The organism is Magnetospirillum sp. 15-1 (genome assembly GCF_900184795.1).
Taxonomy (GTDB): domain Bacteria; phylum Pseudomonadota; class Alphaproteobacteria; order Rhodospirillales; family Magnetospirillaceae; genus Phaeospirillum.
Genome location: NZ_FXXN01000028.1, coordinates 320,156 through 344,410 on the forward strand (window position 1 = coordinate 320,156; position 24,255 = coordinate 344,410).

23 protein-coding genes are annotated in these 24,255 nt (G+C 67.9%); 10 read left to right on the forward strand and 13 right to left on the reverse strand.

The annotated features are described in order from the left end of the window. Positions 1 to 12 precede the first annotated feature (12 nt). On the forward strand, positions 13 to 1,080 hold the full coding sequence (locus tag CP958_RS22810; protein ID WP_096704489.1) for a GGDEF domain-containing protein: 1,068 nt from the start codon (positions 13 to 15) through the stop codon (positions 1,078 to 1,080). Positions 1,081 to 1,128: 48 nt separating this feature from the next. On the opposite strand, the gene htpG is transcribed toward CP958_RS22810, so the two are convergent. After that, positions 1,129 to 3,000, reverse strand: coding sequence for a molecular chaperone HtpG (htpG, locus tag CP958_RS22815; protein ID WP_096704490.1), 1,872 nt, complete (start codon positions 2,998 to 3,000; stop codon positions 1,129 to 1,131). A 257-nt stretch (positions 3,001 to 3,257) separates the two neighbouring features. Here htpG and CP958_RS22820 point away from each other — a divergent pair, with 257 nt between their 5' ends. The 4 genes from CP958_RS22820 (at position 3,258) to CP958_RS22835 (ending at position 6,382) form a co-directional block, all read left to right on the forward strand. Continuing rightward, a complete protein-coding gene (locus CP958_RS22820) occupies positions 3,258 to 3,620 on the forward strand; it encodes an HPF/RaiA family ribosome-associated protein (protein WP_096704491.1) in 363 nt (120 codons plus the stop codon). Positions 3,621 to 3,771: 151 nt separating this feature from the next. Further along, positions 3,772 to 4,629, forward strand: a complete 858-nt coding sequence (locus CP958_RS22825) for a LysR family transcriptional regulator (RefSeq protein WP_096704492.1) — start codon at positions 3,772 to 3,774, stop codon at positions 4,627 to 4,629. Between the two features lie 10 nt (positions 4,630 to 4,639). Next, positions 4,640 to 4,948, forward strand: coding sequence for a hypothetical protein (locus tag CP958_RS22830; protein WP_096704493.1), 309 nt, complete (start codon positions 4,640 to 4,642; stop codon positions 4,946 to 4,948). A 342-nt stretch (positions 4,949 to 5,290) separates the two neighbouring features. Continuing rightward, entirely contained in the window at positions 5,291 to 6,382 is a 1,092-nt protein-coding gene (locus CP958_RS22835) for a hypothetical protein (protein ID WP_096705005.1), read from the forward strand. Here the strand turns inward: CP958_RS22835 and CP958_RS22840 are convergent. From CP958_RS22840 to CP958_RS22860, 5 genes are read right to left on the reverse strand one after another with little or no spacing between them, the layout of a single operon-like run. After that, entirely contained in the window at positions 6,374 to 7,018 is a 645-nt protein-coding gene (locus tag CP958_RS22840; protein ID WP_096704494.1) for an ABC transporter ATP-binding protein, read from the reverse strand. The two genes, CP958_RS22835 and CP958_RS22840, sit on opposite strands and share 9 nt — an antisense overlap. Next, complete coding sequence (gene cbiQ / locus CP958_RS22845) at positions 7,009 to 7,746, reverse strand: cobalt ECF transporter T component CbiQ (protein WP_096704495.1); 738 nt, start codon at positions 7,744 to 7,746, stop codon at positions 7,009 to 7,011. Before cbiQ ends, CP958_RS22840 begins: the two co-directional genes overlap by 10 nt. Next, on the reverse strand, positions 7,743 to 8,264 hold the full coding sequence (locus tag CP958_RS22850) for a hypothetical protein (RefSeq protein WP_096704496.1): 522 nt from the start codon (positions 8,262 to 8,264) through the stop codon (positions 7,743 to 7,745). The genes cbiQ and CP958_RS22850 overlap by 4 nt, the downstream gene beginning before the upstream one ends. Then, complete coding sequence (cbiM, locus tag CP958_RS22855) at positions 8,261 to 8,860, reverse strand: cobalt transporter CbiM (protein ID WP_096704497.1); 600 nt, start codon at positions 8,858 to 8,860, stop codon at positions 8,261 to 8,263. Before cbiM ends, CP958_RS22850 begins: the two co-directional genes overlap by 4 nt. A 15-nt stretch (positions 8,861 to 8,875) precedes the next feature. After that, the gene (locus tag CP958_RS22860; protein WP_096704498.1) at positions 8,876 to 9,640 is read right to left on the reverse strand and encodes a DUF4198 domain-containing protein; all 765 of its coding nucleotides are present in this window, start codon (positions 9,638 to 9,640) and stop codon (positions 8,876 to 8,878) included. A gap of 224 nt (positions 9,641 to 9,864) precedes the next feature. Between CP958_RS22860 and CP958_RS22865 the strand changes: the two genes are divergently transcribed. Next, positions 9,865 to 11,529 (forward strand): cation acetate symporter, encoded by a 1,665-nt coding sequence (locus CP958_RS22865; protein ID WP_096704499.1) that lies wholly within the window; start codon positions 9,865 to 9,867, stop codon positions 11,527 to 11,529. Here the strand turns inward: CP958_RS22865 and CP958_RS22870 are convergent. Further along, positions 11,523 to 12,362 (reverse strand): DMT family transporter, encoded by an 840-nt coding sequence (locus CP958_RS22870; protein WP_242443086.1) that lies wholly within the window; start codon positions 12,360 to 12,362, stop codon positions 11,523 to 11,525. The genes CP958_RS22865 and CP958_RS22870 overlap by 7 nt on opposite strands. A gap of 264 nt (positions 12,363 to 12,626) precedes the next feature. On the opposite strand from CP958_RS22870, the gene CP958_RS22875 reads away from it, so the two are divergent. Further along, positions 12,627 to 12,866, forward strand: coding sequence for a hypothetical protein (locus tag CP958_RS22875; RefSeq protein ID WP_141400618.1), 240 nt, complete (start codon positions 12,627 to 12,629; stop codon positions 12,864 to 12,866). 61 nt (positions 12,867 to 12,927) lie between these two features. Here CP958_RS22875 and CP958_RS22880 read toward each other — a convergent pair whose 3' ends face one another. The 4 genes from CP958_RS22880 to CP958_RS22895 all read right to left on the reverse strand — a co-directional run bounded on the left by CP958_RS22880 (position 12,928) and on the right by CP958_RS22895 (position 16,174). Beyond that, a complete protein-coding gene (locus tag CP958_RS22880) occupies positions 12,928 to 13,479 on the reverse strand; it encodes a hypothetical protein (protein WP_242443088.1) in 552 nt (183 codons plus the stop codon). Between the two features lie 438 nt (positions 13,480 to 13,917). Further along, positions 13,918 to 14,454, reverse strand: coding sequence for an RNA 2',3'-cyclic phosphodiesterase (gene thpR / locus CP958_RS22885; RefSeq protein ID WP_096704502.1), 537 nt, complete (start codon positions 14,452 to 14,454; stop codon positions 13,918 to 13,920). After that, positions 14,451 to 15,572, reverse strand: a complete 1,122-nt coding sequence (locus CP958_RS22890; RefSeq protein WP_096704503.1) for an FIST C-terminal domain-containing protein — start codon at positions 15,570 to 15,572, stop codon at positions 14,451 to 14,453. The genes thpR and CP958_RS22890 overlap by 4 nt, the downstream gene beginning before the upstream one ends. Continuing rightward, positions 15,569 to 16,174: an arylesterase gene (locus tag CP958_RS22895; protein ID WP_242443090.1), complete on the reverse strand. Its 606-nt coding sequence runs from the start codon at positions 16,172 to 16,174 to the stop codon at positions 15,569 to 15,571. Before CP958_RS22895 ends, CP958_RS22890 begins: the two co-directional genes overlap by 4 nt. An 87-nt stretch (positions 16,175 to 16,261) precedes the next feature. Here CP958_RS22895 and CP958_RS22900 point away from each other — a divergent pair, with 87 nt between their 5' ends. From CP958_RS22900 to CP958_RS22915, 3 genes are all read left to right on the forward strand, one after another. After that, positions 16,262 to 16,951, forward strand: a complete 690-nt coding sequence (locus CP958_RS22900) for an ABC transporter ATP-binding protein (RefSeq protein WP_096704504.1) — start codon at positions 16,262 to 16,264, stop codon at positions 16,949 to 16,951. 304 nt (positions 16,952 to 17,255) lie between these two features. Beyond that, complete coding sequence (locus CP958_RS22910) at positions 17,256 to 19,778, forward strand: FtsX-like permease family protein (RefSeq protein WP_096704506.1); 2,523 nt, start codon at positions 17,256 to 17,258, stop codon at positions 19,776 to 19,778. A 135-nt stretch (positions 19,779 to 19,913) separates the two neighbouring features. Further along, positions 19,914 to 20,636 carry a Bax inhibitor-1/YccA family protein gene (locus CP958_RS22915; RefSeq protein WP_197706444.1) on the forward strand — a complete coding sequence of 241 codons (723 nt, stop codon included), beginning with the start codon at positions 19,914 to 19,916 and terminating at the stop codon, positions 20,634 to 20,636. Between the two features lie 77 nt (positions 20,637 to 20,713). On the opposite strand, the gene CP958_RS22920 is transcribed toward CP958_RS22915, so the two are convergent. Both CP958_RS22920 and CP958_RS22925 read right to left on the reverse strand, forming a co-directional pair. Beyond that, positions 20,714 to 21,463, reverse strand: a complete 750-nt coding sequence (locus CP958_RS22920; RefSeq protein ID WP_096704508.1) for a J domain-containing protein — start codon at positions 21,461 to 21,463, stop codon at positions 20,714 to 20,716. Between the two features lie 155 nt (positions 21,464 to 21,618). Beyond that, complete coding sequence (locus CP958_RS22925) at positions 21,619 to 24,189, reverse strand: EAL domain-containing protein (protein ID WP_242443091.1); 2,571 nt, start codon at positions 24,187 to 24,189, stop codon at positions 21,619 to 21,621. Positions 24,190 to 24,255 lie beyond the last annotated feature (66 nt).

A 24,255-nucleotide genomic window follows, 5' to 3' on the forward strand; every position in this document is an offset into this window, starting at 1 on the left:
GGAAGAGACTCCATGCGTGATCTGGTTGCCCGGGTAATGGATTCCCGCCTGTCCGACCTGCTGTCCCAATGGCGGCGGGACGGGATGGCGGAGGCTGACCCGGCCGGGCGGTTCGCCGCCCATGCCGAGCATCTGCTGATCATCGAGGCCGAGGGCGGCGCCAACCGCTATGCCCATTACGGCAAGGCCTTCGCCGCCTGCTTCGGCAACGATCTGACCGGTCAGGTGATCGACCTGTTGCCCACCGATATCCTGCCCGCCGACCGGCGCTTCATGCTGGAATTCGAGTACGGCTTCGTGCGCCGCACCGCCCGTCCCCTGTGGCGCTCCTATACCGCCCTGTTCGGCCACGATTTGCCCCAGACCTGGCAGCGGCTGGTGCTGCCCGCCGGCCACGGACGGCTGGTGGTGGGCGCCTATCCGGTGGAGGGGACCACTTCCGGAGATAGTGCCGAGGCGCTGCTGCGTCTGGTCATCGACCGGGTGCCGGTGGTGCTGGCCGAGGACGGCGGCATCGAGGACATGGCCCTGTCGCTGGGGGCGTTCTGCGATACCAGCCGGCATGCCGCCGAACTGGAGGAACTGGCCAGCCGCGATCCGCTGACCGGCATCGCCAATCGTCGCCATTTCGAGCATCTGGCCGGGCTGGAACTGGACCATGCCCGGCGCATGGGCCGTTCCTTCGCCCTCTTGGCGCTCGACATCGACCATTTCAAGCGCATCAACGATACCTGGGGCCACGCCGCCGGGGACGAGGCGCTGAAGGCCTTCACCAATGCCTGCCGTCTGGCCTTGCGCGAGTACGATATCCTCGGTCGGGTGGGCGGCGAGGAATTCGCCGTGGCGCTGCCCAATACCGGCCCCGACGGCGCCCGGGTGCTGGCCGAGCGGCTGCGCGCCGCCGTGGCGGAACTGCTGATCCGTCCGGCCAAGGGGCAGTTCTTCGACCTGACCGTCAGCGTCGGCGTCGCCCAATTGCGCGACACCGATCTGACCGTCGCCACCGTGCTGGAACGGGCAGATCAGGCGCTGTACCGCGCCAAGAATTCCGGCCGCAACCGGGTGGTGTCGGAGGGGTAGGGAAACCGTGCGAAAGGACAAGCCCTTCGCACGGTTCCTTCTTCGGCTTTACCCCAACAGTCCCCGTTCCATGACCGCCACCATGCGCCGGGCGAAGGCGGCTGGGTCGGCGGGGGGCTCGCCTTCGATGATACGGGCCTGATCGAGCAGCAGGAAGGCGGCGTCCTCGATGCCGGCATCGGTGCCGCCGGCCTTGACCCGGGCGGCGAGACCCTTGATCAGCGCGTGGCGGGGATTGACCTCCAGGATGCGGGCCCGCTCGCCCGGCGCCTGATTGTGGGCGCGCAGCATCTTTTCCAGATGCATGCTCATCTCACCCTCGGCGGCCACCAGGCAGACGGCGGATTCGGTCAGGCGCTCGGAAGCGCGCACGTCCTTGACCTTGTCGCCCAGCGCCAGCTTGACCGCCTCGATCAGGGTGGTCAGCTCGTCGGCGGGGGCTTCGTCGGCCTTCTTGTCCTCGGCGCCCTCGGGGGCCTTGACCTTGGAGAGGTCGGCACCGGCGGCGGCCACCGAGCGGAACTCCTTCTCGGCATAGGACGGCACGGCCGAGACCCAGAACTCGTCGATGGGATCGGTGAGCAGCAGGACCTCGACGCCCTTGGCGGTGAAGCCCTCCAACTGCGGGCTCTTCTTCAACTGTTCCAGATCGTCGCCGGTGATGGTGTAGATGGCATCCTGGCCGTCCTTCATGCGCGCCACGTAATCGGCCAGCGTGGTGAAGCCGTCGCCATGGGTGGAGCGGAAGCGGCACAGTTCCAGGATATCGGTCTTGCGCTCGAAATCCTCGTAGATGCCCTCTTTCAGCACCGGACCGAAGGCGGCCCAGAACTCGTCGTACTTGCCGTCCGCGTCCTCGGCCTTCTTCTTCAGCTCGCCCAGGATGCGCTTGACCAGACCGGTGCGGATCTTGGACAGCACCGGATTGTGCTGCAGCATCTCGCGGCTGACGTTCAGCGGCAGGTCCTGGCTGTCCACCACGCCACGCACGAAGCGCAGGTAGGGGGGCAGCAGCTCCTCGCAATCGTCGGTGATGAACACCCGCTTCACATAGAGCTTCACATGCTGCTTGCGGTCGGGGTGGAAGATGTCGAGCGGCTTGGAGGACGGAATGAACAGCAGGCCGGTGTACTCGATGGCGCCCTCGGCCTTGTAGTGCAGCGTGCTCCACGGCTCGTCGAAGGCGTGGGCCACGTGGTGGTAGAATTCCTTGTACTGCTCGGGCGTGATCTCGGACTTGGACCGGGTCCACAGGGCGTTGGCCGAGTTGATGGTCTCCTCGTCCTTGTCGCCGTCCTTCAGCATCACCGGAATGGCGATGTGGTCGGAGTAGCGCTTGACGATGGACTTGAGGCGGAAGGCGTCGAGGAACTCGGTCTCGCCGTCCCTGAGCTTCAAGGTGATGGCGGCGCCGCGGGGGGCGTCGTCGGCGGGCGACACGGTGAACTCGCCCTTGCCGTCGGACACCCACTTCCAGCCCTTGGCCTCGCCGGCCTTGCGGCTGATCACGGTGACCTCCTCGGCGACCATGAAGGCGGAGTAGAAGCCGACGCCGAACTGGCCGATCAGGGTGACGTCCTTCTTGGCGTCGCCGGTCAGGCGCGACAGGAACTCCGACGTGCCCGACTTGGCGATGGTGCCCAGATTGGCGATCAGCTCGTCGTGGCTCATGCCCTGGCCGTTGTCGACGATGGTCAGCGTGCCCGCGTCCTTGTCGGGGATCAGGCGGATGCGGAACCCGGAATCGCCGTCCAGCAGATCGGGTTCGGTGATGGCGGCATAACGCAGCCGGTCGCATGAATCCGAGGCGTTGGAGATCAGCTCGCGCAGGAAGATTTCCTTGTTGGAGTAGAGCGAGTGAACAACGATGTCGAGCAGCTTGCCGACTTCTGCCTGGAATTGACGCTTTTCTTCGGCCATGGCGTATCCGTCTCCCGGAGCTAGAGTTGCGCGAAAAGGCGCTCTGATATGAGGGGAGCGGCGCCAGCTTGCAAGTGCGGCGATTCTCCGAGACAATGGAAGTTCGCTCCCGGCGTTGCCAAGGCCATTGTAAATGGCTATGTATGGCGCCCCGAGCTTCAAGGTTCCGCCTAGGGGGCGGAACCGTATAAGGAACCGAGTCGCCCGGCCCGCCGCCAAGAGCCGGCAAGAGGCGAACCGAGAGAATGGAGATGTTGATGCAGATTCCCCTCCAGATCACCTTTCACGGTGTCGATCACTCCGACGCCGTCGAAACCCGCATCCGCGAAAAGGTGGCCAAACTGGAGCATCTCTTCGATCGCATCACCAGCTGCCGCGTGGTGATCGAGCAGCACCACCGCAACACGTCGAACCTGCACCACAAGGGCGAGCCGTTCCATATCCGCCTCGCCCTGACGGTTCCCGGCGACGAGCTGGTGGTGAAGCGCGACCCCAAGGACAGCCATGTCAACGAGGATATCTACGTGGCGCTGCGCGAGGCTTTCGCCGGCATGGAGCGCCAGCTGAAGGAATACGTCGACCGCAGCCGCGGTAACGTCAAGGCTCGGGCTCAGGCCTAGCCATTCCTACCGGCATGGGTGGGCTGCGCCCACCCATGCTTCAAACATTCCGATTACCAACCGCAGGGTAGTTGAACTTTCCGCGCGGTTCGGATAAAACGCTGCCATCTGTTGCAGCGCAGCATGGCGCTGCCTTTTCCCTGGCCGCGTCATGAATATCGATCTCGCCCGCACCTTCCTGGAAATCGTCGATACCGGCAACTTCAACAAGGCGGCCGAGCGTCTGTCGGTAACCCAGTCGACGGTCAGCATGCGCATCAGGGCGCTGGAGGACGAACTGGGGCGCCCCCTGTTCGTGCGGTCCAAATCGGGCACCCAACTCACCGCCGCCGGCATGCAGTTCCGCCGCTATGCCACCACCATGGTCCGCGTCTGGGAACAGGCGCGCCAGGAGTTGGCCCTGCCGGCCGGCTTTCGCACCGTGCTCAACGTGGGCGGCCAGTTCTCGTTGTGGGACCGCCTGCTGGTCCAGTGGATTCCCTGGATGCGCACCGCCATGCCCGACGTGGCCCTCAAGGCCGAGGTCGGCGGGTCCGACAGCCTGATGCGCCAGTTGATCGAAGGCATGCTTGATCTGGTGGTGATGTATTCGCCGCTGTCACGCCCCGGACTGCACATCGAGAAGCTGCTGGAAGAGCGTCTGGTCCTGGCCTCCACCCGCCGGCGCACCGTGTCGGAATGGGACGAGGATTACGTCCTGGTGGATTGGGGGCCGGAATTCCGTGCCGCCCACAGCCAGGCCTTCCCCGATCTCAAGACCCCGGCGGTCCAGGTGGGGCTGGGGGCGTTGGGGTTGCAGCATATCCTGGCCTATGGCGGCACCGGCTACTTCCCCATGCGGGTGGTGCGCTCGTACCTGTCGGCGGGCCGGCTGTTCGAGGTTGCCGGGGCGCCGGAATTCCGCCGCCCGGCCTATCTGGTCTACGCCGAGGATGAAACCCGCGAGGACTGGTTCGATACCGCGCTCGACGGTCTGCGCTACGTGGCATCGCTGGAAAACGAAGACTGACCCTTCATCAATGTTCGTGATCGTGGCCGTCGAGGTCTTCCTCGGCGTGCTTGTGCTCGTGCGGTTTCCAGCCGTGTCGGGCCTGCTCGTGGTCGTGGTCGTGCCGACCGTCCTCGGCGTGGCCGTGCGGATGGCTGTGCTGGTGCAGGTGGTCATGCGCATGGGTGTGGGCGTGCGCATGGCTGTGGGTCACGTCGCCGTGGGAGTGGGGATGGGCGTGGACGTGGCTGTGCTCGTGGGCATGGTGGTGCTTGTGTTCGTGCCCGCTCGACTCGTCGTGATGGTGGCCGCCGTGCATCCGTCTCTCCCGGTCTGGTGACGTCGTCATTGTACTCCAATCGGCCTAGAATCGGAATGGCGGCGGCGGAGTCTTAGAATGAATAAATAATAAAATTGGATAAAATTTTATTCAAAGGCATTTATAGGAACTTGCAGAAAACAAGATAAGCATTACCAAGGTGATACAAGTTATCATGCCGTTATAAACGTTGATTTTCTCAACGAGAGCGCGCAACGTAAACTTAATGTGAATGCCTCGACTTGAGATGTGAACGCCATGTCCGGACGCAATTCGACGAAGACGAAGGGACACGGGCCCGCGGCCCGGTGGTCCAATGCCGACCCAGGCATCGAGGCGATCCGCGCGGCTCTCGAGGGGCCGGTGATCGAGGTTCTGCGGCGCGAGATCCTGGCCCTCAAGGGGCTGCCCCGCAACGCGGCCTACGACAAGGCCATGAACGACCCCAAGATGCTCGACGAGTGCCTGCGGCTGTTCCGCACCCGTCCCGAATTGTTCGCCCATGTGGTCATCGATGCCGGCAAGCAGCCGGTGACCGTCGATCATGACGTGCTGGCCTGCGGCCGGACCCTGGCCGAGGCGGTGGCCCTGGTGGTGCGCGCGGCGGCGCGGCGCTATTTCCGCTCCAAGCTGGACTTCCGCAGCAAGTTCCAGGCTCCGCCGCCCAAGCTGTCGCTGATGAAGCGCATGGGGCTCGCCTTGGGCCTGGCTCATCCGCCGCCGGCCCCCAGGCACGCCATCAAGCCGCATTCGCGCTCGGACGCCCTTTACCATGCCATCCGCGAACACCTGCGTTTCGACTGGCAGGTGATGCTGATCCCCCATTACACCCCCATGAGCCCGTCCCTGGTCAGCGACCTGGGGTCGCGCCTGCTGGACATCCGCGAGGCCGCCGAGTTGCAGGCCCTCAACGCGCCGGGCAACATGCCGCGCGACGGACGGGTGCCGCTGCTGCTGGACGATGCCAAGCGGCTGCTGGTGGCGGGCAAGGATACCATCGATGCCGAGATTCTCTGGCGGGTGGTGCAGCAGATGGATCTGGCCCGCCTGTTCCCCAAGTCGGAGGTCTCCCAGATTCGCCGCGCCGTGGCCCAGGTGTCGGCCACCCATGTGGACGTCATCCGCTCGCTGCTGCCGGTGCTGGGCGGCGATATCCGGCGCTTCACCGCCTTCCTGATGATCGCCTTCACCTCGCTCGGCGAGCAGCGCTTCAAGCAGGATTTCTGCCAGACCGGACAGGTCCACGCGGCCCGCAAGCTGGCCGAGCGTCTGAGCCAGATCGAGGCGCCGCCGCCCTGCCTGGACGACATGAAGCGGGTCTATGCCGCCCTGCTGTCCACCGCCTATGTGGGCGGCGTCGAGGCCGGTCCCTCCCGCCTGGAATCGCAGCCCCGCCTGAAGAAGGCCCTGGACGCCCTGGGTCCCACCTCCAAGCCGGTGTCCATCTCAGGCTAGCGTTCCGTTCGCCAGGGTCACCCGCCTGGTGGCCAGCCGTTCGACCACCTCGCGGTCGTGGGAGACGATGACCATGGCCTGGGGCAGCCCGGCCAGGATATCCGTCAGCCGCTCCCGCGTCGCCTCGTCCAGAGCGTTGGTGGGCTCGTCCAGCAGCAGCGCCTCGGGCTCCATGGCCAGCACGGCGGCCAGGGACACCAGACGCTTCTGTCCTCCCGACAGTTTGTGGGTGACGCGGTTCTCCAGGGCACCGAGGCCCAGGCGTTCCAGCACGTCGCGGACGATTTCGCGCGCTTCGGCCTTGCTGCGCCCCAGGTTGAGCGGGCCGAAGGCCACGTCCTCGGCCACCGTCGGGCAGAACAACTGGTCGTCGGCATCCTGGAACAGCAATCCGGCCTTGGCGCGGACCTCGACGAAATCGGCTTCGGCCCGCCGCTCCCGCCCGAAGGCGTGAACGCTTCCCGCCCGCGGCCGGATCAATCCGACCATGACATGCAGCAAGGTGGTCTTGCCGGTGCCGTTGGCGCCCAGCAGCGCCACCCTTTCGCCGGCGTTCAGGGCGAAGTCGACGCCGTCCAGCACCGGGTGGGCGGCGTCGAAGGCGTGCGACACCTGCTCGAGACGGATCAGGTCCACGCCACCCCCACGGCGATGACCAGGGCCAGACCGGCGGCCGAGGCGGCGCCGAAGCCCAGGTCCAGGCGGCCCGGCCCGCTCCGGGACTCGTCGTCCAGCGAGGGGAAGCGGCCGGTGAAGCCCCGGCAGCGCATGGCGGCGTCGATGCGCTCGGCCCGTTCCAGCGAACGCACCATCAGCATGCCGAACAGATGGCCGATGGAACGCCAGCAATGCAGGCCGGTGGTCGGACGGAAGGCACGGGCCCGCATGGCGAGACGCAGGCGGCGGTATTCATCCTCCAATACCGACAGGTAGCGGGTGGTGAACAGGAACAGGTGGACGAAGCGCCCGCTGACTCCCAGGCGGGTCAGGGCGCGGCCCATGACCGGGGCCTCCATGGAGCCGACCAGGGCGAACAGCGCCACCGCTACCGCATTGGCCTTGATGGCGATGCCGGCCGCCTGACGCAGCCCCTCTTCCGAGCCGCTCAGCCCCCACAGGCTGAACAGCGGATGGCCGGGCACCGTGAAGGGCAGCATGACCAGCACCAGCAGCATGAAGCCTTCCAGGCCGAGCAGGCGACGCAGGGTGGCGCCCAGGGGCAGGCGGGCCACCAGGGCGGCGGTCACCGCCAGCAGCAGCCCGACGCCCTGGGCGGCCAGCGATGGCGCCAGCACCTCGGCCAGGGCGAACAGCAGGGCGGCGATCAGCCGGGTGCGGGGATCGAGCCGTTCCACCAGACTCATGGCCTCCTCCGTCGCGATTGCAGCCAGGCCCAGCAGCCGAACAGGCCGAAGATGGTGCCGATGCCGCCCATCAGGTCGTGCAGGCGGATGCGCTCCTCGTAGGCGTCCAATTGCTGGCGCAGGGGGCGGATCTGGCGGGCGATGGCCGCTTCCAGGGCGGCCGTGTCGCCGACCGGCGCGGCCGCCGCCTTGCCCTCGGGCAGGGAGGGCGGAAACTCGGCGGCGGGAATGGTGAACTGGGCGGCATGGCCGTCCTCGGATTCCACCGCGATGGTGTGGTCCATACGGGCCGCCACGCCTTGGCGGAAGGTGCCGTCGGGGCCGGTGGTGAAGACGGCGACCGGCGATCCGTCGGCGCCCAGGATGCGGCCGGGCACGCCGGCCGCCTTGTCGCCGCCGGCGAAATAGGCCGAGCCGACGATGTCGGCGCCTTCGACGGTGGCGAAGACCTTGAGCTTGTGGGCCTGGGCCGGCGCGGTCAGCAGCATCAGGCCGAGGATTGCGGCGAGTCTCCTCATGCCAGCGCCTCCGGCTTGACCCGGGCCAGCAGGCCGATGGCGGCGGAGGCGAACACCGCCTCGACCACCATCACCGGCAGGTGGGTCAGAACCACCAGCCGGGCGGCGGCCTCGAACTCGCGGCCCGACAGGGCCAGGGACCCGGCCACCATCAACCCGGTCAACAGCACCGCGCCGCCCGAGCACAGGGCGGCGGCCAGGGCGGTGCGGCGCGGCCGGTCGGGGCGCCACAGCCGGCGGAACAGCAGGCCGGCCAGCACGGCGGGCAGAGCCATGTTGACGGTGTTGACCCCCAGTACCAGCACTCCGCCGAAGCCGAACAGCACGGCTTGCAGCAGAAGGGCGGCCAGCAGGGCGGGAAAGGCGGCCCAGCCCAGCACGATTCCGGCCATGCCGTTGAGCAGCAGGTGAACCGAGGCGGGACCGGCCGGCAGATGGATCAGCGAGGCGACGAACATCACCGCCGACAGCATGGCCACCTTGGGAACGCGCACCGGCTCCAGTTCCCTCAGGCCGCGCGCCACTCCCGCCGCGGCGAGGATTCCCCCCGCCACCAGCACCGGATTGGACAGCACGCCGTCGGGAATGTGGGCCATGGGTGGATGGGCTCCCTATCTCATGTCCTGGGCGCGCACCCAGATCAGGCCGCCCAGTTCCACCTTGGCCGGCTTGCCCTCGGGGCTCTTGGCCGGCTTGTCGCCCTCCACCAGGGCGGCGAAGCCCCACCAGCCGGCGCGCGGCATGGCATAGGCGAACTGGCCCGAGGCATCGGCCTTGATCACCTGGGTCACGAAGGGATCGGAGGGCGGCTTGACCGAGCCGTCGTTGCGCCACTCCACCTCGATTTCGGCGAAGGGCACCGGCTTGCCGTTACGGCGCACGATGCCCCGGAACAGATTGCCGGTCCACAGGCCGTAGGGCCGGGCCAGCGGTTCGATCTCCACCGGCAGGCCCACCGGCTTGTCCCAGCCGCCGCCGCTGGCGAAGTCCACCACCACCTTGGTGTAGTGGATGATCCATTTGCCCTCGGCCTTTTCCCAATAGGGGGCGGGCTCGACGAAAAAGACGTGGTCGCCGGGCTGGTCGAGACGGAATTCGGCGCTGAACACCGTCTTGTCGTCCCGCTTGCCGGGCTTGAGGCCGGGCCTGAGGTCGCGGGTCTTGTCGCCGCTCATCACGCCGAAGCGGACCGGCGGCGCCATCTCCATCACCGGGCCCCGTTCCATGGGATGGGTGAAGGCGAGGTCGAGGCGGATGTCGCGCGGGTCCTGCTCGCCGACGATATCGGCGGAGGGGATCAGTTCCTGGAAATGGGCATGAGCCAGGATGGGCGACAATCCCACGGCACAGGCGATCATACCGGCGACCAGACGCATGGACACTTTGTCCCCTCCGACAAAAAGATTATGCGACTTCGTTCTATCTCGGCCCGAGCATACCCGGCCCCACGGGGCAGGCCAAGACCTAATTGGGCCGGACTGGCGGAAGGAGGTGGGTCGCCGCAAAGCGACACAAAACGGACGGGAGTCCTTGCGCTTTCCGTATCAAATCAGTAAACAGGTACCAAAATACCATAATCAGCCTGGAGAGGCCGTCCCCCATGCCCAATTTCCTTCGCTTCGGCACCCTGTTCCTGCTGATGCTGGCGCCGGCCCTGCCCGCCCTGGCGGCCGGCGCCGATCTCGGCCAGACCGCCAAGCAGGCCACCAACTGGCACGCCATCTTCATGTTCGTGGCCTTCGTCATGCTGACCCTGGGCATCACCTGGTGGGCGTCCAAGCGCACCCGCTCGGCCTCCGATTTCTATACGGCTGGCGGCGGCATCACCGGCTTCCAGAACGGTCTGGCCATCGCCGGCGATTTCATGTCGGCGGCCTCGTTCCTGGGGGTGACCGCCCTGCTCTACGGCACCGGGCTGGACGGCATGGTCTATGCTGTCGGCGTGGTGGTGGGCTGGCCGCTGATGCTGTTCCTGATCGCCGAGCCGCTGCGCAACCTGGGTAAGTACACCTTCGCCGACGTGGTGGCCTATCGCCTCGCCAAGGTGCCGGTGCGCACCTACGCGGCGTTCAGTTCGCTTACCGTGGTGGTGTTCTACCTGATCGCCCAGATGGTCGGCGCCGGCCAGCTGATCAAGCTGCTGTTCGGCATGGACTACCTTTACGCCCTGTTCCTGGTGGGCGGGCTGATGATGGTCTACGTGGTGTTCGGCGGCATGGCCGCCACCACCTGGGTGCAGATCATCAAGGCGGTGCTGCTGCTGTCGGGCGCCACCTTCATGGCCTTCGCGGTGATGGCCCGCTTCGGCTTCTCGCCCGAGGCGCTGTTCGCCAAGGCGGTCCAGGTCAAGGGCTCCAACGCCATCATGTCGCCCGGCCTGCTGTTCAAGGACCCCATCGACACCATCTCGCTGGCCATGGCGCTGGCCTTCGGCACCGCCGGCCTGCCTCACATCCTGATGCGCTTCTTTACCGTTCCCGATGCCAAGGAAGCTCGCAAGTCGGTGTTCTATGCCACCGCCTTCATCGGCTTCTTCTACGTGCTGGCCGTGGTGATCGGCATCGGCGCCATCGCCCTGGTGGCCACCGACCCGGCCTATCTGGCCGACGGCAAGGCCTTGAAGGGCGGCGGCAACATGGCGGCCGTGTGGCTGGCCCACGCGGTGGGCGGCGACCTGTTCCTCGGCTTCATCTCGGCGGTGGCCTTCGCCACCATCCTGGCGGTGGTGGCCGGGTTGACCCTGGCCGGTGCCTCGGCCATCTCCCACGATCTCTACGCCAACGTCTTCGCCCGCGGCCACGCCAAGGAAGAGACCGAGCTGCGCATCTCGCGCCTCGCCAGTCTGGGGCTGGGGGTGGTCGCCATCATCTTAGGGCTGCTGTTCGAGAAGCAGAACATTGCCTATCTGGCCGGCCTGACCCTGGCCATCGCCGCTTCGGCCAACTTCCCGCTGCTGCTGCTGTCCATGCTGTGGTCGGGCCTGACCTCGCGCGGCGCCATCCTGGGTGGCAGCGTCGGCCTGGTCTCGGCGGTGGTGCTGACCGTGCTGGGACCGGCGGTGTGGAAGGCGGTGCTGGGCTATCCCCAGCCCATCTTCCCGTGGGGCAACCCGGCCCTGTTCTCGGTGACCGCCGGCTTCGTCGCCACCTGGTTCTTCTCGGTCACCGACGCCAGCGAGCGGGCGGTGCGCGAACGGGCCGAGTTCGACGCCCAGTTCATCCGCTCGCAGACCGGACTGGGCGCCGAGGGGGCTTCGTCTCACTGAGGCGGCGGCTTCCTCTCCGTCCGCAGCAGGTAAAGGCCGGACGCCATGACCACCATGGCTCCGGCCAGCGTGCTTGACCCGGGCATCTCCGAAAAGAGCAGCCAGCCCAGGCTCGACGATGCCACGATGTGGAAATAGTCGAAGGGCGCCACCACCGAGGCCGGGGCGAGACGCACCGCCTGGCTGATCAGCAATTGGGCGGTGCCTCCCAGAATGCCGGCGGCGGCGAACAGCCCCCAGGCGCTCGGGTCGGGGACCCGCCATACCAGGGGCAGCGCCGCCCCGGTCAGGACCATGGTCAGGATCGAGAACCAAAATACCGTGGTCACCGCCGCCTCGGTGCGCCCCATGTCGCGCATCAGCACCATGGCCAGGGCGTAGAGGACGGTGCCGGCCACGGCGAAGGCCGCCCCGGCTCCCAGCAGGTCGCCGGTCCAGGCATCCGGCCCGGCCACCACGAGAATGCCGCCGAACCCGGCCGCCACCGCCAGCCAGCGGTCGCGGCCGACTCGTTCCTTCAGCAGCGGCACCGACAGGGCGGTGACCAGCAGCGGCGCCGCGAAGCCGATGGCGGTGACCTGAACCAGCGGCAGGCGATGGATGGCCAGGAAGAAGCAGCCGACCGCCAACAGGGCGATGGCCGAGCGCGCCACATGCGCCCAGGGCCGCGCCGTCGCCACCACCCGCATGCCGTTCTGCCACAGCAGCGGCGCCAGCGGGATCAATCCGAAGCCCGCCCGGAAGAACAGCACCTGGATCACCGAATAATCCGCCGCCATCAGCAGTTTTGCCAGCGCATCCATGCCGGCGAACAGCGAGGTGGCGGCCAGCATGGCGGCAATGCCTCCCAAGTGGCTAGGCCGAGTGTTAAAAGCCGATGACAACAGTATGGTGTCCCTTGATTCGCAGGGGGTGCGGCCCATATGCAAACGCGTAAAAGATGGCTTGTCGCAGACAGTTACCGCGCTGCACAATACTTGATGCGGTGCGATGTTACGTAAAATTACAAAACAAATGATACTAATGCGACTCTGTCAATTTGTGAGCGGCTCATGTATAGTCCGCCTTGAGATCACAACCGGATAAAGGGGGCTGCCATGCTGTCAAGCGCGTACAGATCCACCCCGCAACCGGCCGGAATCCGTGCCGCACGCCGCTTGGGCGTCGCCACCGGTGGCCGGTCCTCTCGATCCTTCGCCTATATCGGCGGCGGCGTCGAGCCGACCCTGGACGAGGTCATGGCCGACCCCATCGTACACCGCCTGATGGCCCGCGACGGCGTGGCGCTGGATTCCCTGAACTCACTGATCGCCGAGGTGCGCGGCCGCCTGCTTTAGGGGGCTCGGTTTCCCGGTGACGTGACAAGCCCCCGCCAGGGGGCTTTTTGCTGTGGGAGGCTCAGCGCTTGGAGGAGGGAGGGGCCAGCGGTTCGGCGCGGACACCGCCCGACGGCGCCGGCCGCGGCGCGGGGGAGGGATCATAGCCGCCGCCATAAGATGACCCCGAGCCGCCGCCGTCCGATTGCTTGGGCGCCACGGTGACCGAAACCACCGAGCCATAGACGGTGCGCCGCTCGATCTGCACGGTGGCGGCGCGGTCGCCGCGCACATAGGTCAGCACGCTGGTTTCGGCGGTGACGCTCATCATGGGCTGCCAGCCGAAATTGGGCATCTGCTGCTGGTAGAAGGCGGTGACCTCGTTGGCGGAGTTGAACAGGGTCATCACCACCCGGCCGGTCCAGCGGTCGCGGTCCGACAGGATCAGCGAGCGGTCGTTGTCCATGGTGGCGCCCGACGGAATGGGGATATCGGTGACCAGTTGGAAATTGGACGGCTGATCACCGCTGGCGCTGGCCGCCGACGAGGGCGGCAACTGGGTGCCGCGTGAACAGGCCGCCACGCCGAGGGCGGCGGCGAGGCATAGGGCGATGCGAAGGGATGGGCCGATCATGGCCTTGAAAATACGGTGAAGACCGGCCGTGAACAAGGCAATGTTTGCGTTTTGTCGCATTGCCCCAAGATGTGGGTGTCCAGTTTGAGTTTCCGGGTGCCGGGGGATAGGCTGTTTCACCACCAAGACACCAAGGGCACCAAGAGAGCGGAGCACGCGACAAGACAGTATCTTTATCGTCTTGGCCGGACTTGTTCCGGCCATCCACGCGGTTCCGCCTGAATATCGGGTCAGACCATGAGGCTGGCGACTGGGCGTGGCTGCCCGGAGCACGTCCGGGCACGACGAGATAAAGGAAAGTCCCCTTGGTGCCCTTGGTGGTTTGTCCGCCTTTTCCGTATCCCCATATGGGGGGAATACAGTCAAACCCAGGGGGAGCAAGGTCGCCGAGGACAGTGTGCCGAGTTAAGCCGGACACCAGTGCGCCCGCGCTCGGAATTAGCCCAACGGATAATGCTCCAGGGCATCGTATTGTGAGCCCTGGCGCCCCAGGATGCTGCGGAACAGGGTGAAGCGTTCGACCGCCACGTGCTCCTCGCGGAAATGACCGGTGGCGTCGATGAAGTCCTGGATGCGCCCCGGCGGCGTATCCTTGAGTCGGGCCAGGGTGACGTGGGGATTGAACTTGCGCGGCTCGGGGCTGGTCCCGGCCTGGGTCACGGCGCCGTCGATGCGCGCCGCCAGCCGCGACAGCGCCTCGGAGCGCTCCACCCCCAGCCAGAGGGTATGGGCCCTGCGCCGGTCGCCGAACAGGCCCAGCCCGGTCAGCGTCAGGGCGAAAGGCGGTTCGACCAGGGCGGCCAGGCCGTGGTGGATCTCCTCGGCCAGATCCTCGTCCACCTCGCCGATGAAACGCAGGGTCAGATGCAGGTTGGCGGGGTCGATCCAGCGGGCGCCGGGCAGGCCCTGCTGCAGCGTGGCGATGCGCGCCGTCAGGTCCTGGTCGAAACCGATGCCGACGAACAGCCGGATCACGGTTTGGCACCCGGAAGCAGGGTCAGCACGCCGGTGAAGCCGTAGAGGCGGTCGTGGCTGATCTCGCCGTTGGCGAAGAAGCCGATCAGCGGAAAATCGCCCAACACCTCGTGCAGTAAATCCGGCTCGGCGTCCGGATGGCCGAACATATGCTCGCCGCGACCGGTGCACGACACATAGAGCCCGGCCCGGATGGGACGGCCGTCCAGCCGTTCCTTCAGTCCGGTCAGCATGCGGCGCAGATCGGTGCGGGCCGCGTTGGCGTCGCGGCGCACGAACATCAGCTTGCCGCCCTCCTCCACATGCTCGCCGATGGCGATCCAGCCCTGGTTGGGATCGATGCCGATCAGGGTGCGGACCTGATAGTCGGGGCCGTCGTCGCCTTCCACCGGCAGGCCCACATGGATGTAGCCGGCGATGCGGCGCAGGTCGCGGGCCAGCAATTCGCCCACCTCCTCCTTCAGCACGTCCAGCGCCGGGCGGCCGTCGATGGCCATCACCACGCCCTGCCAGGATTCGGTGACGGTGTGGATGTCGCCGAGCGGCGCGCAGCCCTGGGTCATACCGGTCAGCACCTCGATGCCCGAGCCGAGCAGCACCCCGGCCAGCCCGCCGTCGGTGGCGATGCCGGCCAGTTGCGCCGCCGGACCCGCCGCCGACATCAGCCCGCCGGCCAGGAAACCCGCCTCGGCGGCCAGATCGACGATGGCCTGTGGCACCTCGGGGTCGCGGGGGTCGCCGTGCACCAGCCCGACGCAGGGAAAATGCCGCTTGGTCCAGCCCCCGGCGTCGCCGATGAAGACGCGGAACTGGTCGGGGGGCAGGCTGCCGACCATGGCGGCCACGGCGCCGTCGTCGCGGATTTCCCCTTCGTCGACGCACAGGCCGGGGGCGACACCGCCCACCCAATGCTCGATGCGGGTGGTCTCGCGCAGGAAGGTCAGCAGCGAGGAAAGATTGGGGGCAAAGGCCTCGGTGGCGTAGAGGAAGCCGAAATTGGCGCCGGACGGCAGCGGATTGAGGCGGTCGAGGCAGGCCTTGGCGGCGGTTCCCCAATGCTCGCCCTTGCCGTGGGCGACGCGGAACGGGGGAAGGGCGGACGCAGGGTCGGCGGTCATGGCTTTCCCCTTTCCAGCAATTTGCGCACCGAGGGCAGGATGCGGTCGACGATCACGTCCACCCCCCTGGCGTTGGGGTGCAGTCCGTCGGGCAGGCAGAGGCGGGGGTCGCCGGCCACGCCGTCCAGGAAGAAGGGGTAGAATACCACGTCGTGCTCGGCGGCCAGACGCGAGAATACCGCCTTGAACTCGGCCTCGAAGGCCTTGCCGTAATTGGGTGGCGCCAGCATGCCGGTCAGCAGCGCCGGCACGCCCGCCGCCTCGAGGCGCTTCAAGATGGTATCGAGATTGTCGTGGGTCAGCTTGGGGTCGAGGCCGCGCAGGCCGTCATTGGCCCCCAGCTCGACGATGGCGAGTGTGGGCTTGGCGGCCATGGCCCAGTCCAGCCGCGCCTTGCCCCCGGCGGTGGTGTCGCCCGACACGCCGGCATTGATCAGGTGGACGTCGCGGCCCTCGGCCCGCAGCGCCCGCTCCAGCCGGGCGGGAAAGGCCTCGTCGGGCGCCAGGCCGAAACCGGCGGTGAGCGAATCCCCCAGGGCCAGGATGCGGTTGGCGGTCGCCGCCTCGGCCATGGCGCGTCCTCCCAGCGCATTGACAAGCATCAGGGCGGCCCCATATCGCAAGACCACACGTCGTCCCCGGTCTATCCTGTCCAAGACGTTCAGCTCGCCCAAGAAAGTCGCCCTCGCATGCATCAGCGTCCCATCGCCGGCCTTCCCTTGGTTTCAATGGCGGCCGTCCATCTCAACTTGGCGAGCCTGGCGGGCGAGGTCAATGTCCTCGATGGCATCGATCTGGAAGTGGCGCCGGGCGAGACCCTGGGAGTGGTCGGGCCGTCGGGCTCGGGCAAGTCCACCCTGCTGATGGTGATGGCCGGGCTGGAGCGCCCCACCTCGGGCCGGGTGGCGGTGGCCGGTGAGGATTTCGCCGCCATGGACGAGGACGGGCTGGCCCGCTTTCGCCGCGACCACGTGGGCATCGTCTTTCAAAGCTTCCACCTGATTCCCACCATGACGGCGCTGGAAAACGTGGCGGTGCCCCTGGAACTGGCCGGCCATGCCGACCCCTTCGGGGCAGCGGCCGAGGAATTGGGCCGGGTCGGACTGGGGCGGCGCCTCTCCCATTATCCCGGCCAGCTGTCGGGCGGCGAGCAGCAGCGGGTCGCCCTGGCCCGCGCCTTCGTGCCGCGCCCCAAGCTGCTGCTGGCCGACGAGCCCACCGGCAATCTGGACGGCACCACGGGGCGCGCCGTGATGGACCTGCTGTTCGACCTCAACACCCGCTTCGGCACCGCCCTGGTCCTGGTCACCCATGACGACCGTCTGGCGGCGCGCTGCTCGCGGGTGGTCCGGGTCGAGGACGGGAAGATCAAGTCATGAGCGAGGCAGGGCCGAGCGCGGGAGCGTTGAGCGACCCGGAGCGCAGCGGAGGAGCCAAGCGCGCGGAGGCGCGCGCCCGGCGCTTGAGGGGCAATGTCATGAGCGAGGCAGGGCCGAGCGCGGGAGCGTTGAGCGACCCGGAGCGCAGCGGAGGAGCCAAGCGCGCGGAGGCGCGCGCCCGGCGCTTGAGGGGCAATGTCATGAGCGAGGCAGGGCCGAGCGCGGGAGCGTTGAGCGACCCGGAGCGCAGCGGAGGAGCCAAGCGCGCGGAGGCGCGCGCCCGGCGCTTGAGGGGCAATCTAAAATGATCTCCCTGGCTGTCACATTTGCCCGGCGGGAATTGCGCGGCGGGCTCAAGGGCTTCCGGGTGCTGGTGGCCTGTCTCGCCCTGGGCGTGGCGGCCATCGCCGGGGCCGGCAGTCTGCGCGCCGCCTTCGATGCGGCGCTTTCCGAGGATGCCCGCGCCCTGCTGGGCGGCGATCTGGATATCCGCCAGACCCACCAGCCCTTCGCCCCGGACATGCTGGCGGCGCTGGCCGGCCTGGGCAAGGTCACCGAGGGTGCCGAGATGCGGGCCATGGTCCAGGTGGATGCCAACACCCGCCGCTCCCTGGTGGAGCTGAAGGGCGTGGATGCCGCCTATCCCCTGGTGGGGCGGCTGGAACTGTCGCCGCCCGTCCCGTCGCCCTTCGCCCTGCGGGACGGCGAATGGGGCGCGGCGGCGGAAGCCAATCTGCTCGATCGCCTGGGCCTCAAGCTGGGCGACCGGGTGGCGGTGGGTGACGCCGTCCTGCGCATCAACGCCGTCATCGCCAGGGAACCGGACCGCGTCGCCACGGCGCTGTCCTTCGGCCCCCGGCTGATGGTCGACAACCGGGCGGTGGAGGCCACCGGGCTGATCCGCCCCGGCTCCCTGGTGCGTCATACGGTGCGGCTGCTCCTGCCTGACGGAACGAGTCCGGCGGCGGCCAAGGCGGAACTGGCCCGGCGCTTTCCCGAGGCGCCGTGGCAGGTGCGCGACGTGGCCGAGGCCTCGCCCGGCGTGGGGCGCTTCCTCGACACCCTGGCGTCCTTCCTGTCCCTGGTGGGGCTGACCGCCCTGCTGGTGGGCGGCATCGGCGTGGCCAACGCGGTGAAGGCCTATCTGGACGGCCGCATCGGCACCATCGCCACCCTGAAATGTCTGGGGGCGCCCTCGGGGCTGATCTTCACCACCTATTTCCTGCTGGTCGGCCTGCTGGCGGCGCTGGGCATCGTCCTCGGGCTGGCGGCGGGGGCGGCCCTGGTGCCGCTGGTGGCGCAACTGGGGACCGAACGTATTCCCCTGCCCCTGAAGGACGGGCTCTATCCCCGCCCGCTGCTGATCGCCGCCGGATTCGGGACGCTTTCTGCCCTGGTCTTCACCCTGTGGCCGCTGGCCCGCGCCAAGGCGGTTCCCGCCGCCCTGCTGTTCCGCCGTCTGGTGGCGCCGGCGCCGGGGCCGGTGGGCAAGCCCATGCTGGCCGCCCTGGTGCTGGCCGGAGGCGGGCTGGCGGGGCTGGCCGTGCTGTCCGCCGCCAACCGCCCCCTGGCCGCCTGGTTCGTGGTCGCCGCCGGGGCCACCCTGGTGCTGTTCCGCGCCCTGGCCTGGGGGTTGTCACGGGCGGCCTCGGCGCTGGCGGCCCGCCACGGCAAGCGGGCCGGGCCGACCTGGCGCATGGCGCTGGCCAATCTGCACCGCCCCGGCTCGGCGGTGGTGGGCATGGTGCTGTCGCTCGGCCTCGGCCTGTCGGTGCTGGTGACCATCGCCCTGGTGGAAGGCAATCTGGCCGCCCAGTTCGGCGAAAGACTGCCCGAGCAGGCACCGTCCTTCTACTTCATCGACGTGCAGCCCGATCAGGTGGAGGACCTGGAACGGACGGTGAGGGACACCGATCCGGCCGCCGAACTGTCCAAGGCGGCCATGGTCAGGGGCCGCATCTCCTCCATCGGCGGCGTGCCGGTGGGCGAGGCGAAGATCGCCCCCGAGGCGGAATGGGCGGCCAGGGGCGATCGCGGCCTGTCCTCGGCTACCGCCCAGCCGCCCGGCTCGCGCATCGTGGCGGGAACGTGGTGGCCCGAGGATTATCAGGGGCCGCCGCTGGCCTCGGTGGATGCCGCCGTGGCCAAGGGTTTCAACCTCAAGGTGGGCGACCGTCTGGGGCTCAACGTCCTGGGCCGCGAGATCGAGGTGGAGGTGGCGTCGCTTCGTCAGATCGACTGGTCGAACCTCTCCATGAACTTCGCCTTCCTGCTGTCGCCCGGCGTGCTGGACGGCGCACCCCATACCTTTATCGCCACGCTCCGCACCGCGCCCGCCATGGATGCGGTGGTGGAGAAGGCGGTGACCGACCGCCTGCCCAATGTTTCCTCCATCCGGGTCAAGGAAGCCCTGGAGACGGTCAAGGGCATCATCGCCGAGGCCGATCTGGCGGTGCGGCTGGCCGGGGTGGTGACCCTGGCGGCCGGCGCCCTGGTGCTGGCCGGCGCCGTGATGGCCGGCCACCGCCGCCGGGTGTGGGAAGCGGTGGTGCTCAAAGTGGTCGGCGCCACGCGGGGGCAGTTGTGGCGAGCCCATCTGGCCGAATTCGCCCTGATCGGGCTGATCACCGGTCTGGCCGCCGCCCTGGTGGGTTCGCTGGCGGCCCGCGCCATCCTGATCCACGTCATGAAGACCGATTGGGTGTTCCTGCCCGGCGCCACGGCGCTGACCCTGGCCGCCTGCATGGCCGCCAGCCTGCTGGCCGGCTTCATCGGCACCTGGAAGGCCCTGGGCGCCAAGGCGGCGCCGCTGCTGAGAAACGAGTGACGTCCCCCGCATTCGTCGGGGATGGCAAGAATGCCTATCCGGAAGGCGGAGGATATGAAGTCCGTGTAACTTGATTCTTCGCGGAAGTCCCTCATATTGGTGTGCAGGTTCAACTGAGTGTTCAAAGGAACGACCATGGCTTTCGGATCAGACCGCAGATACATGAGTGCCGCCCAGGCGGAGGCTGCTCAGATCGACGTGGGTCTGCGGCAGTACATGCTTAGTGTGTACAACTACATGGCTTCGGCCCTGGCTCTCACCGGCATCGTCGCCTGGGTGATCGCCAGCGTCCCGGCCCTGACCGCCATCGCCGTCTACTCGCCGCTCAAGTGGGTGTTCATGCTCGCCCCCCTCGGCCTGGTGTTCTTCATGGGCGCCAAGCTCGACAGCATGCGCGCCTCGACCGCCTCGACCCTGTTCTGGGTCTATGCCGGCCTGATGGGCGCCTCGCTGGCCTCGGTGTTCCTGGTGTTCACCGGCGCCTCGGTGGCGCGGGTGTTCTTCATCACCGCGGCGGCCTTCGCGGGTCTCAGCCTCTACGGCTACACCACCAAGAAGGATCTGTCGGGCTTCGGCAGCTTCCTGATCATGGGCGTGTGGGGCCTGATGATCGCCGGCATCGTCAACATCTTCCTCGCCAGCCCCATGCTGCACTTCGTCATGAGCGCCGCGGGCGTGCTGATCTTTGCCGGCCTGACCGCCTACGACACCCAGAACATCAAGCAGATGTACTGGGAAGGCGATCACTCCGAGGTCGCCCAGAAGAAGGCGGTGTTCGGCGCCTTGCAGCTCTACATGGACTTCATCAACCTGTTCATGTTCATGCTGCAGTTCATGGGCGTGCGCCGCGACGAGTAAGCGTCGGCCACGGATGAACGAACGAGCCCGCCCCGGAAGGGGCGGGCTTTTTCATTGGGCGAAAGCTCGGGCGGCGATCAGTCCCGCAGGACTTCCATGGCCTGGTTGAGCTGGCTCATGCGGTGGTGGTTGCCGTGGTTGCTGTCCGGGTGGTGGATGGTGGCCAGCATGCGGAACTTGGCCCGCACCGTGCGGCGGTCGGGGGTGGCGCCCGGCTGGAAACCCAGCACGTGCAGGGCGTCGGCCCGGGTCATCACTCCGCCGGGCAGGGGCTCGAAGGACAGTACGTTGATGATGGCGCGCAGCCGTTCGATCTCCTCGTCGGCGGCGGCGATGGCGGTGGCCTGCTCGCGCACGCCCCGGCGGCGCTCCACCTTGGGAAAGGCCTCCTCGGCCGGCGGCGGCGGCGGGGCGGCGGCGGGTGGCGGCGGAGCGGGCGGCTCGTCGCCCGGCCGTTCCACACGGAGGCGAACGTCGCCCAGGGCCATGGCCAGGGCCATGGCCAGGGCGCGGCGGATGGCCTCGACGCTGTAGCCCGGCGCCATGCGGACCTGCAGGCGGGGCTTGCGGCGCCAGGGGCGTCCCTCGGCCGGGCCGGATTTGAGGATGACCGTCTCGCGGTCGTCGGGCTGGGGCTCGCCAGGATCGGGATAGGCGGCGATGGTCTCGGGCGGCACCACCAGCAGCACCGAGCGGGCGATGTCGCCCACATTGACCCGCCGGCGCAGCGCCAGCTTGTCCACCGCGTCGCGAAAGGCGCTGGCGCAGGGGATGGTATAGGAATGCTTCACCGTATTGGTGGCGGCGGTCGCGGTCTGATCTTTCATGGTCCGGATTCGACGGTCACTTCAGGTTGCCCTTACCCACCCGAATTGAATAGGCCGAAATGGTCGAATCCGTCAACTGCAAATGTTGGCCGTTGAGGGTGAAAGTGAAGATCGCGCCGAAACGGCGTTGAAATGAAACAATTCTTCGCGGGCGCTCAGGCGTCGGCGGTTTGGCGGCTCGGCGGGGTGAGATTGAGGCGGCGCCCTTCGGCCAGCAGGGCCCGCAAGCCGTCGGCGGGCAGCGGCCGGCTGAAGAAATATCCCTGCATCTGGTCGCAGCCCAGGCCGCGCAGGAAGTCCAGATGCTCCTGATGCTCGACGCCCTCGGCCACAACCTTGAGCCGCAGCGCCCTGGCCATGGCGATGATGGCGTCGACGATGGCGGCGTCGTTGGGGTCGGTGGTGACGTCCAGCACGAAGGAGCGGTCGATCTTCAGCTTGCTGATGGGGAAGCGCTTCAGCACCGACAGCGAGGAATAGCCGGTGCCGAAATCGTCGATGGAGCAGGCGATGCCCATCTCCTTCAACTGATTGACCACGGCGATGGCGTTGTCGGCGTCGCGCATGGCCGAGCTTTCGGTCAGTTCCACCTCGAGCCAGCGGCTGTCCAGCTGGTTTTCCACCAGGGCGCGCTCGCAGGCGGCCAGCAGGCGCCGCGCATACTGGAACTGGCGGCCCGAGACGTTGACCGCCACCGGAATGGCGGGCAGGCCCTCGTCCTGCCATTGCTTGTTCTGGCGGGTGCACTCCCACAGCATGAATTCGCAGATTCCGTCGATCAGGCCGGATTCCTCGGCCACCGGGATGAAGTCGGCGGGCGAGACCATGCCCAGGTCCGGGCTGTTCCAGCGAACCAGCGCCTCCATGCCGACCACGTCGCCGTTGCCCAGGTCGACCTGGGGCTGGTAGTGGGCGATCAGCTCGCCGTGCTCGATGGCGCGGCGCAGCCGGGTCTGCAGCGACAGGGTCTTGGCGGCCCGCGCGCTGATTTCCTTGGTGAACATCTGCAGGGAGGCCGGTCCCTGGGCCTTGGCCAACTGCAACGCCGCGTCGGCGTTCTTGATCAGGGTCTCGGGGTCGTCGCCGTCGCGGGGATAGAGCGCCGAGCCCATGGCGGCCGAGACGTCGAAATCCTGCCCCGCCGCCGCCACGGTGGCATGGGCCGAGGCGCGCAGGCGCTCCAGCGCCTCCATGGCCTCGCGCTTGGAGCCCAGGCCGGTGATCAACACCAGGAAGCGGTCGCCGGAGGTCCGGGCGATGACGTCGCTGCCCGACAGGGCGGCGCGCAGCAGATCGCTGGCGGCCATCAGCACCTGGTCGCCGATGCTGTGGCCCATGGTGGCGTTGATGATGCCTAAGCGGTCGAGGCCGACGCTGACCACCGCCAGCATGGTCTGGTCGCGGGCGGCGATCTCGCGGGCGGCGGCGAAACGTTCCAGGAAGGCGGTGCGGTTGGGCAGGCGGGTCAGCGGATCGAAATAGGCCAGGAAGGACAGGCGCTGCTCCGCCTGCTTGCGGTCGGTGACGTCCAGCATGACGCCGTCCCACACCACGTCGCCGCCGGCCCTGAGCGTCGGGCGCGACTGGCCGCGCAGCCAGCGCCGGCGGCCGTCGGTGCCGGGGACCGCCATTTCCTCGTCGAAGGGCTCCATGGTCCGGGCTGAGCGGCCCAGGCCGGCATAGAAACTCTGCCGCTCCTCCTCGGGGATCATGGACAGGAACAGTTGCGGATTGTCCAGCAACTGCTCCGGCCCCAGGCCCAGGATGGCGCGGCAGCCCTCGCTCACATAGGAGAAGGCCAGGCTGCCGTCGGTGCGCAGCACCCGCTGGAACACCATGCCGGGCACATTGGCGGCGATGGCGCGCAGCCGCTCCTCGGATTCGCGCAGCGCCGCCTCGGTCAGCTTGCGCTCGGTGATGTCGCGGCCGATGCCGACGAACAGCCGCTGGCCCTCCAGCCGGACCTCGGTGGTGGACAGTTCCAGGGGAAAGGTCGAGCCGTCCTTGCGCAGCCCCATCAGCTCGCGCGCCCCGCCACCGACGATGCCGCCCTCAGAGACCTCGGCGGATTCCAGCAGATCGTCCAGATGCATGTCGGGCGGCAGCAAGATGGTGAACGGCCGGCCGGCCAGCTCGGCCATGCTCCAGCCGAACAGCGCCTCGGCGGCGGCGTTGACGCTGTCGATGGTGCCGTCGGATTCCACCACGATGAGGGAATCGCCGGCATGGTCCATCAGCATTTCCAGGCGCAGCTCGGCCCGGCGCCCTTCGGTGACGTCGACCATCAGCCCGTCCCAGACGATGGTTCCGTCCTCCTGGCGACGGGGCTCGGCGGCACCCTTCAGCCAGCGGACCTCGCCATGGGCGGTGATGGCGCGGAATTCCTCGCGGCAGGTATCGAGCGCCGCCGCCGAGCGGCGGATCTCGCTCAGATGGGCGTCGCGGTCGGCCCAGTGGACGGCGTGCAGGCAGCCCTGGGAGTTGACCCCCATGGCCTCGGGGGCGAAGCCCAGCACCGAACGGATGCTGAGGCTGAACCAGGGATAAAGGAGACTGCCGTCGGGGCGGAGGACGCGCTGGAAGGCGAAGCCGGGAAGGTTGGCGGTCAGGCCGTCCAGGCGGGCCTCGGCCTCCGCGAGACGAGGCAGCGCCTCTCCGGGAGCGCAGGGAGCCCGGTCGGCCGAATGTGGAGCCCGCCCATTGCCGGTGTGGTTGCTGTCAGTCACCCTTGAGCCCTTTCCCGACAAAGGGGCCGGGACGAATGGAAACTCCTACTTACCGCAATGGTATCG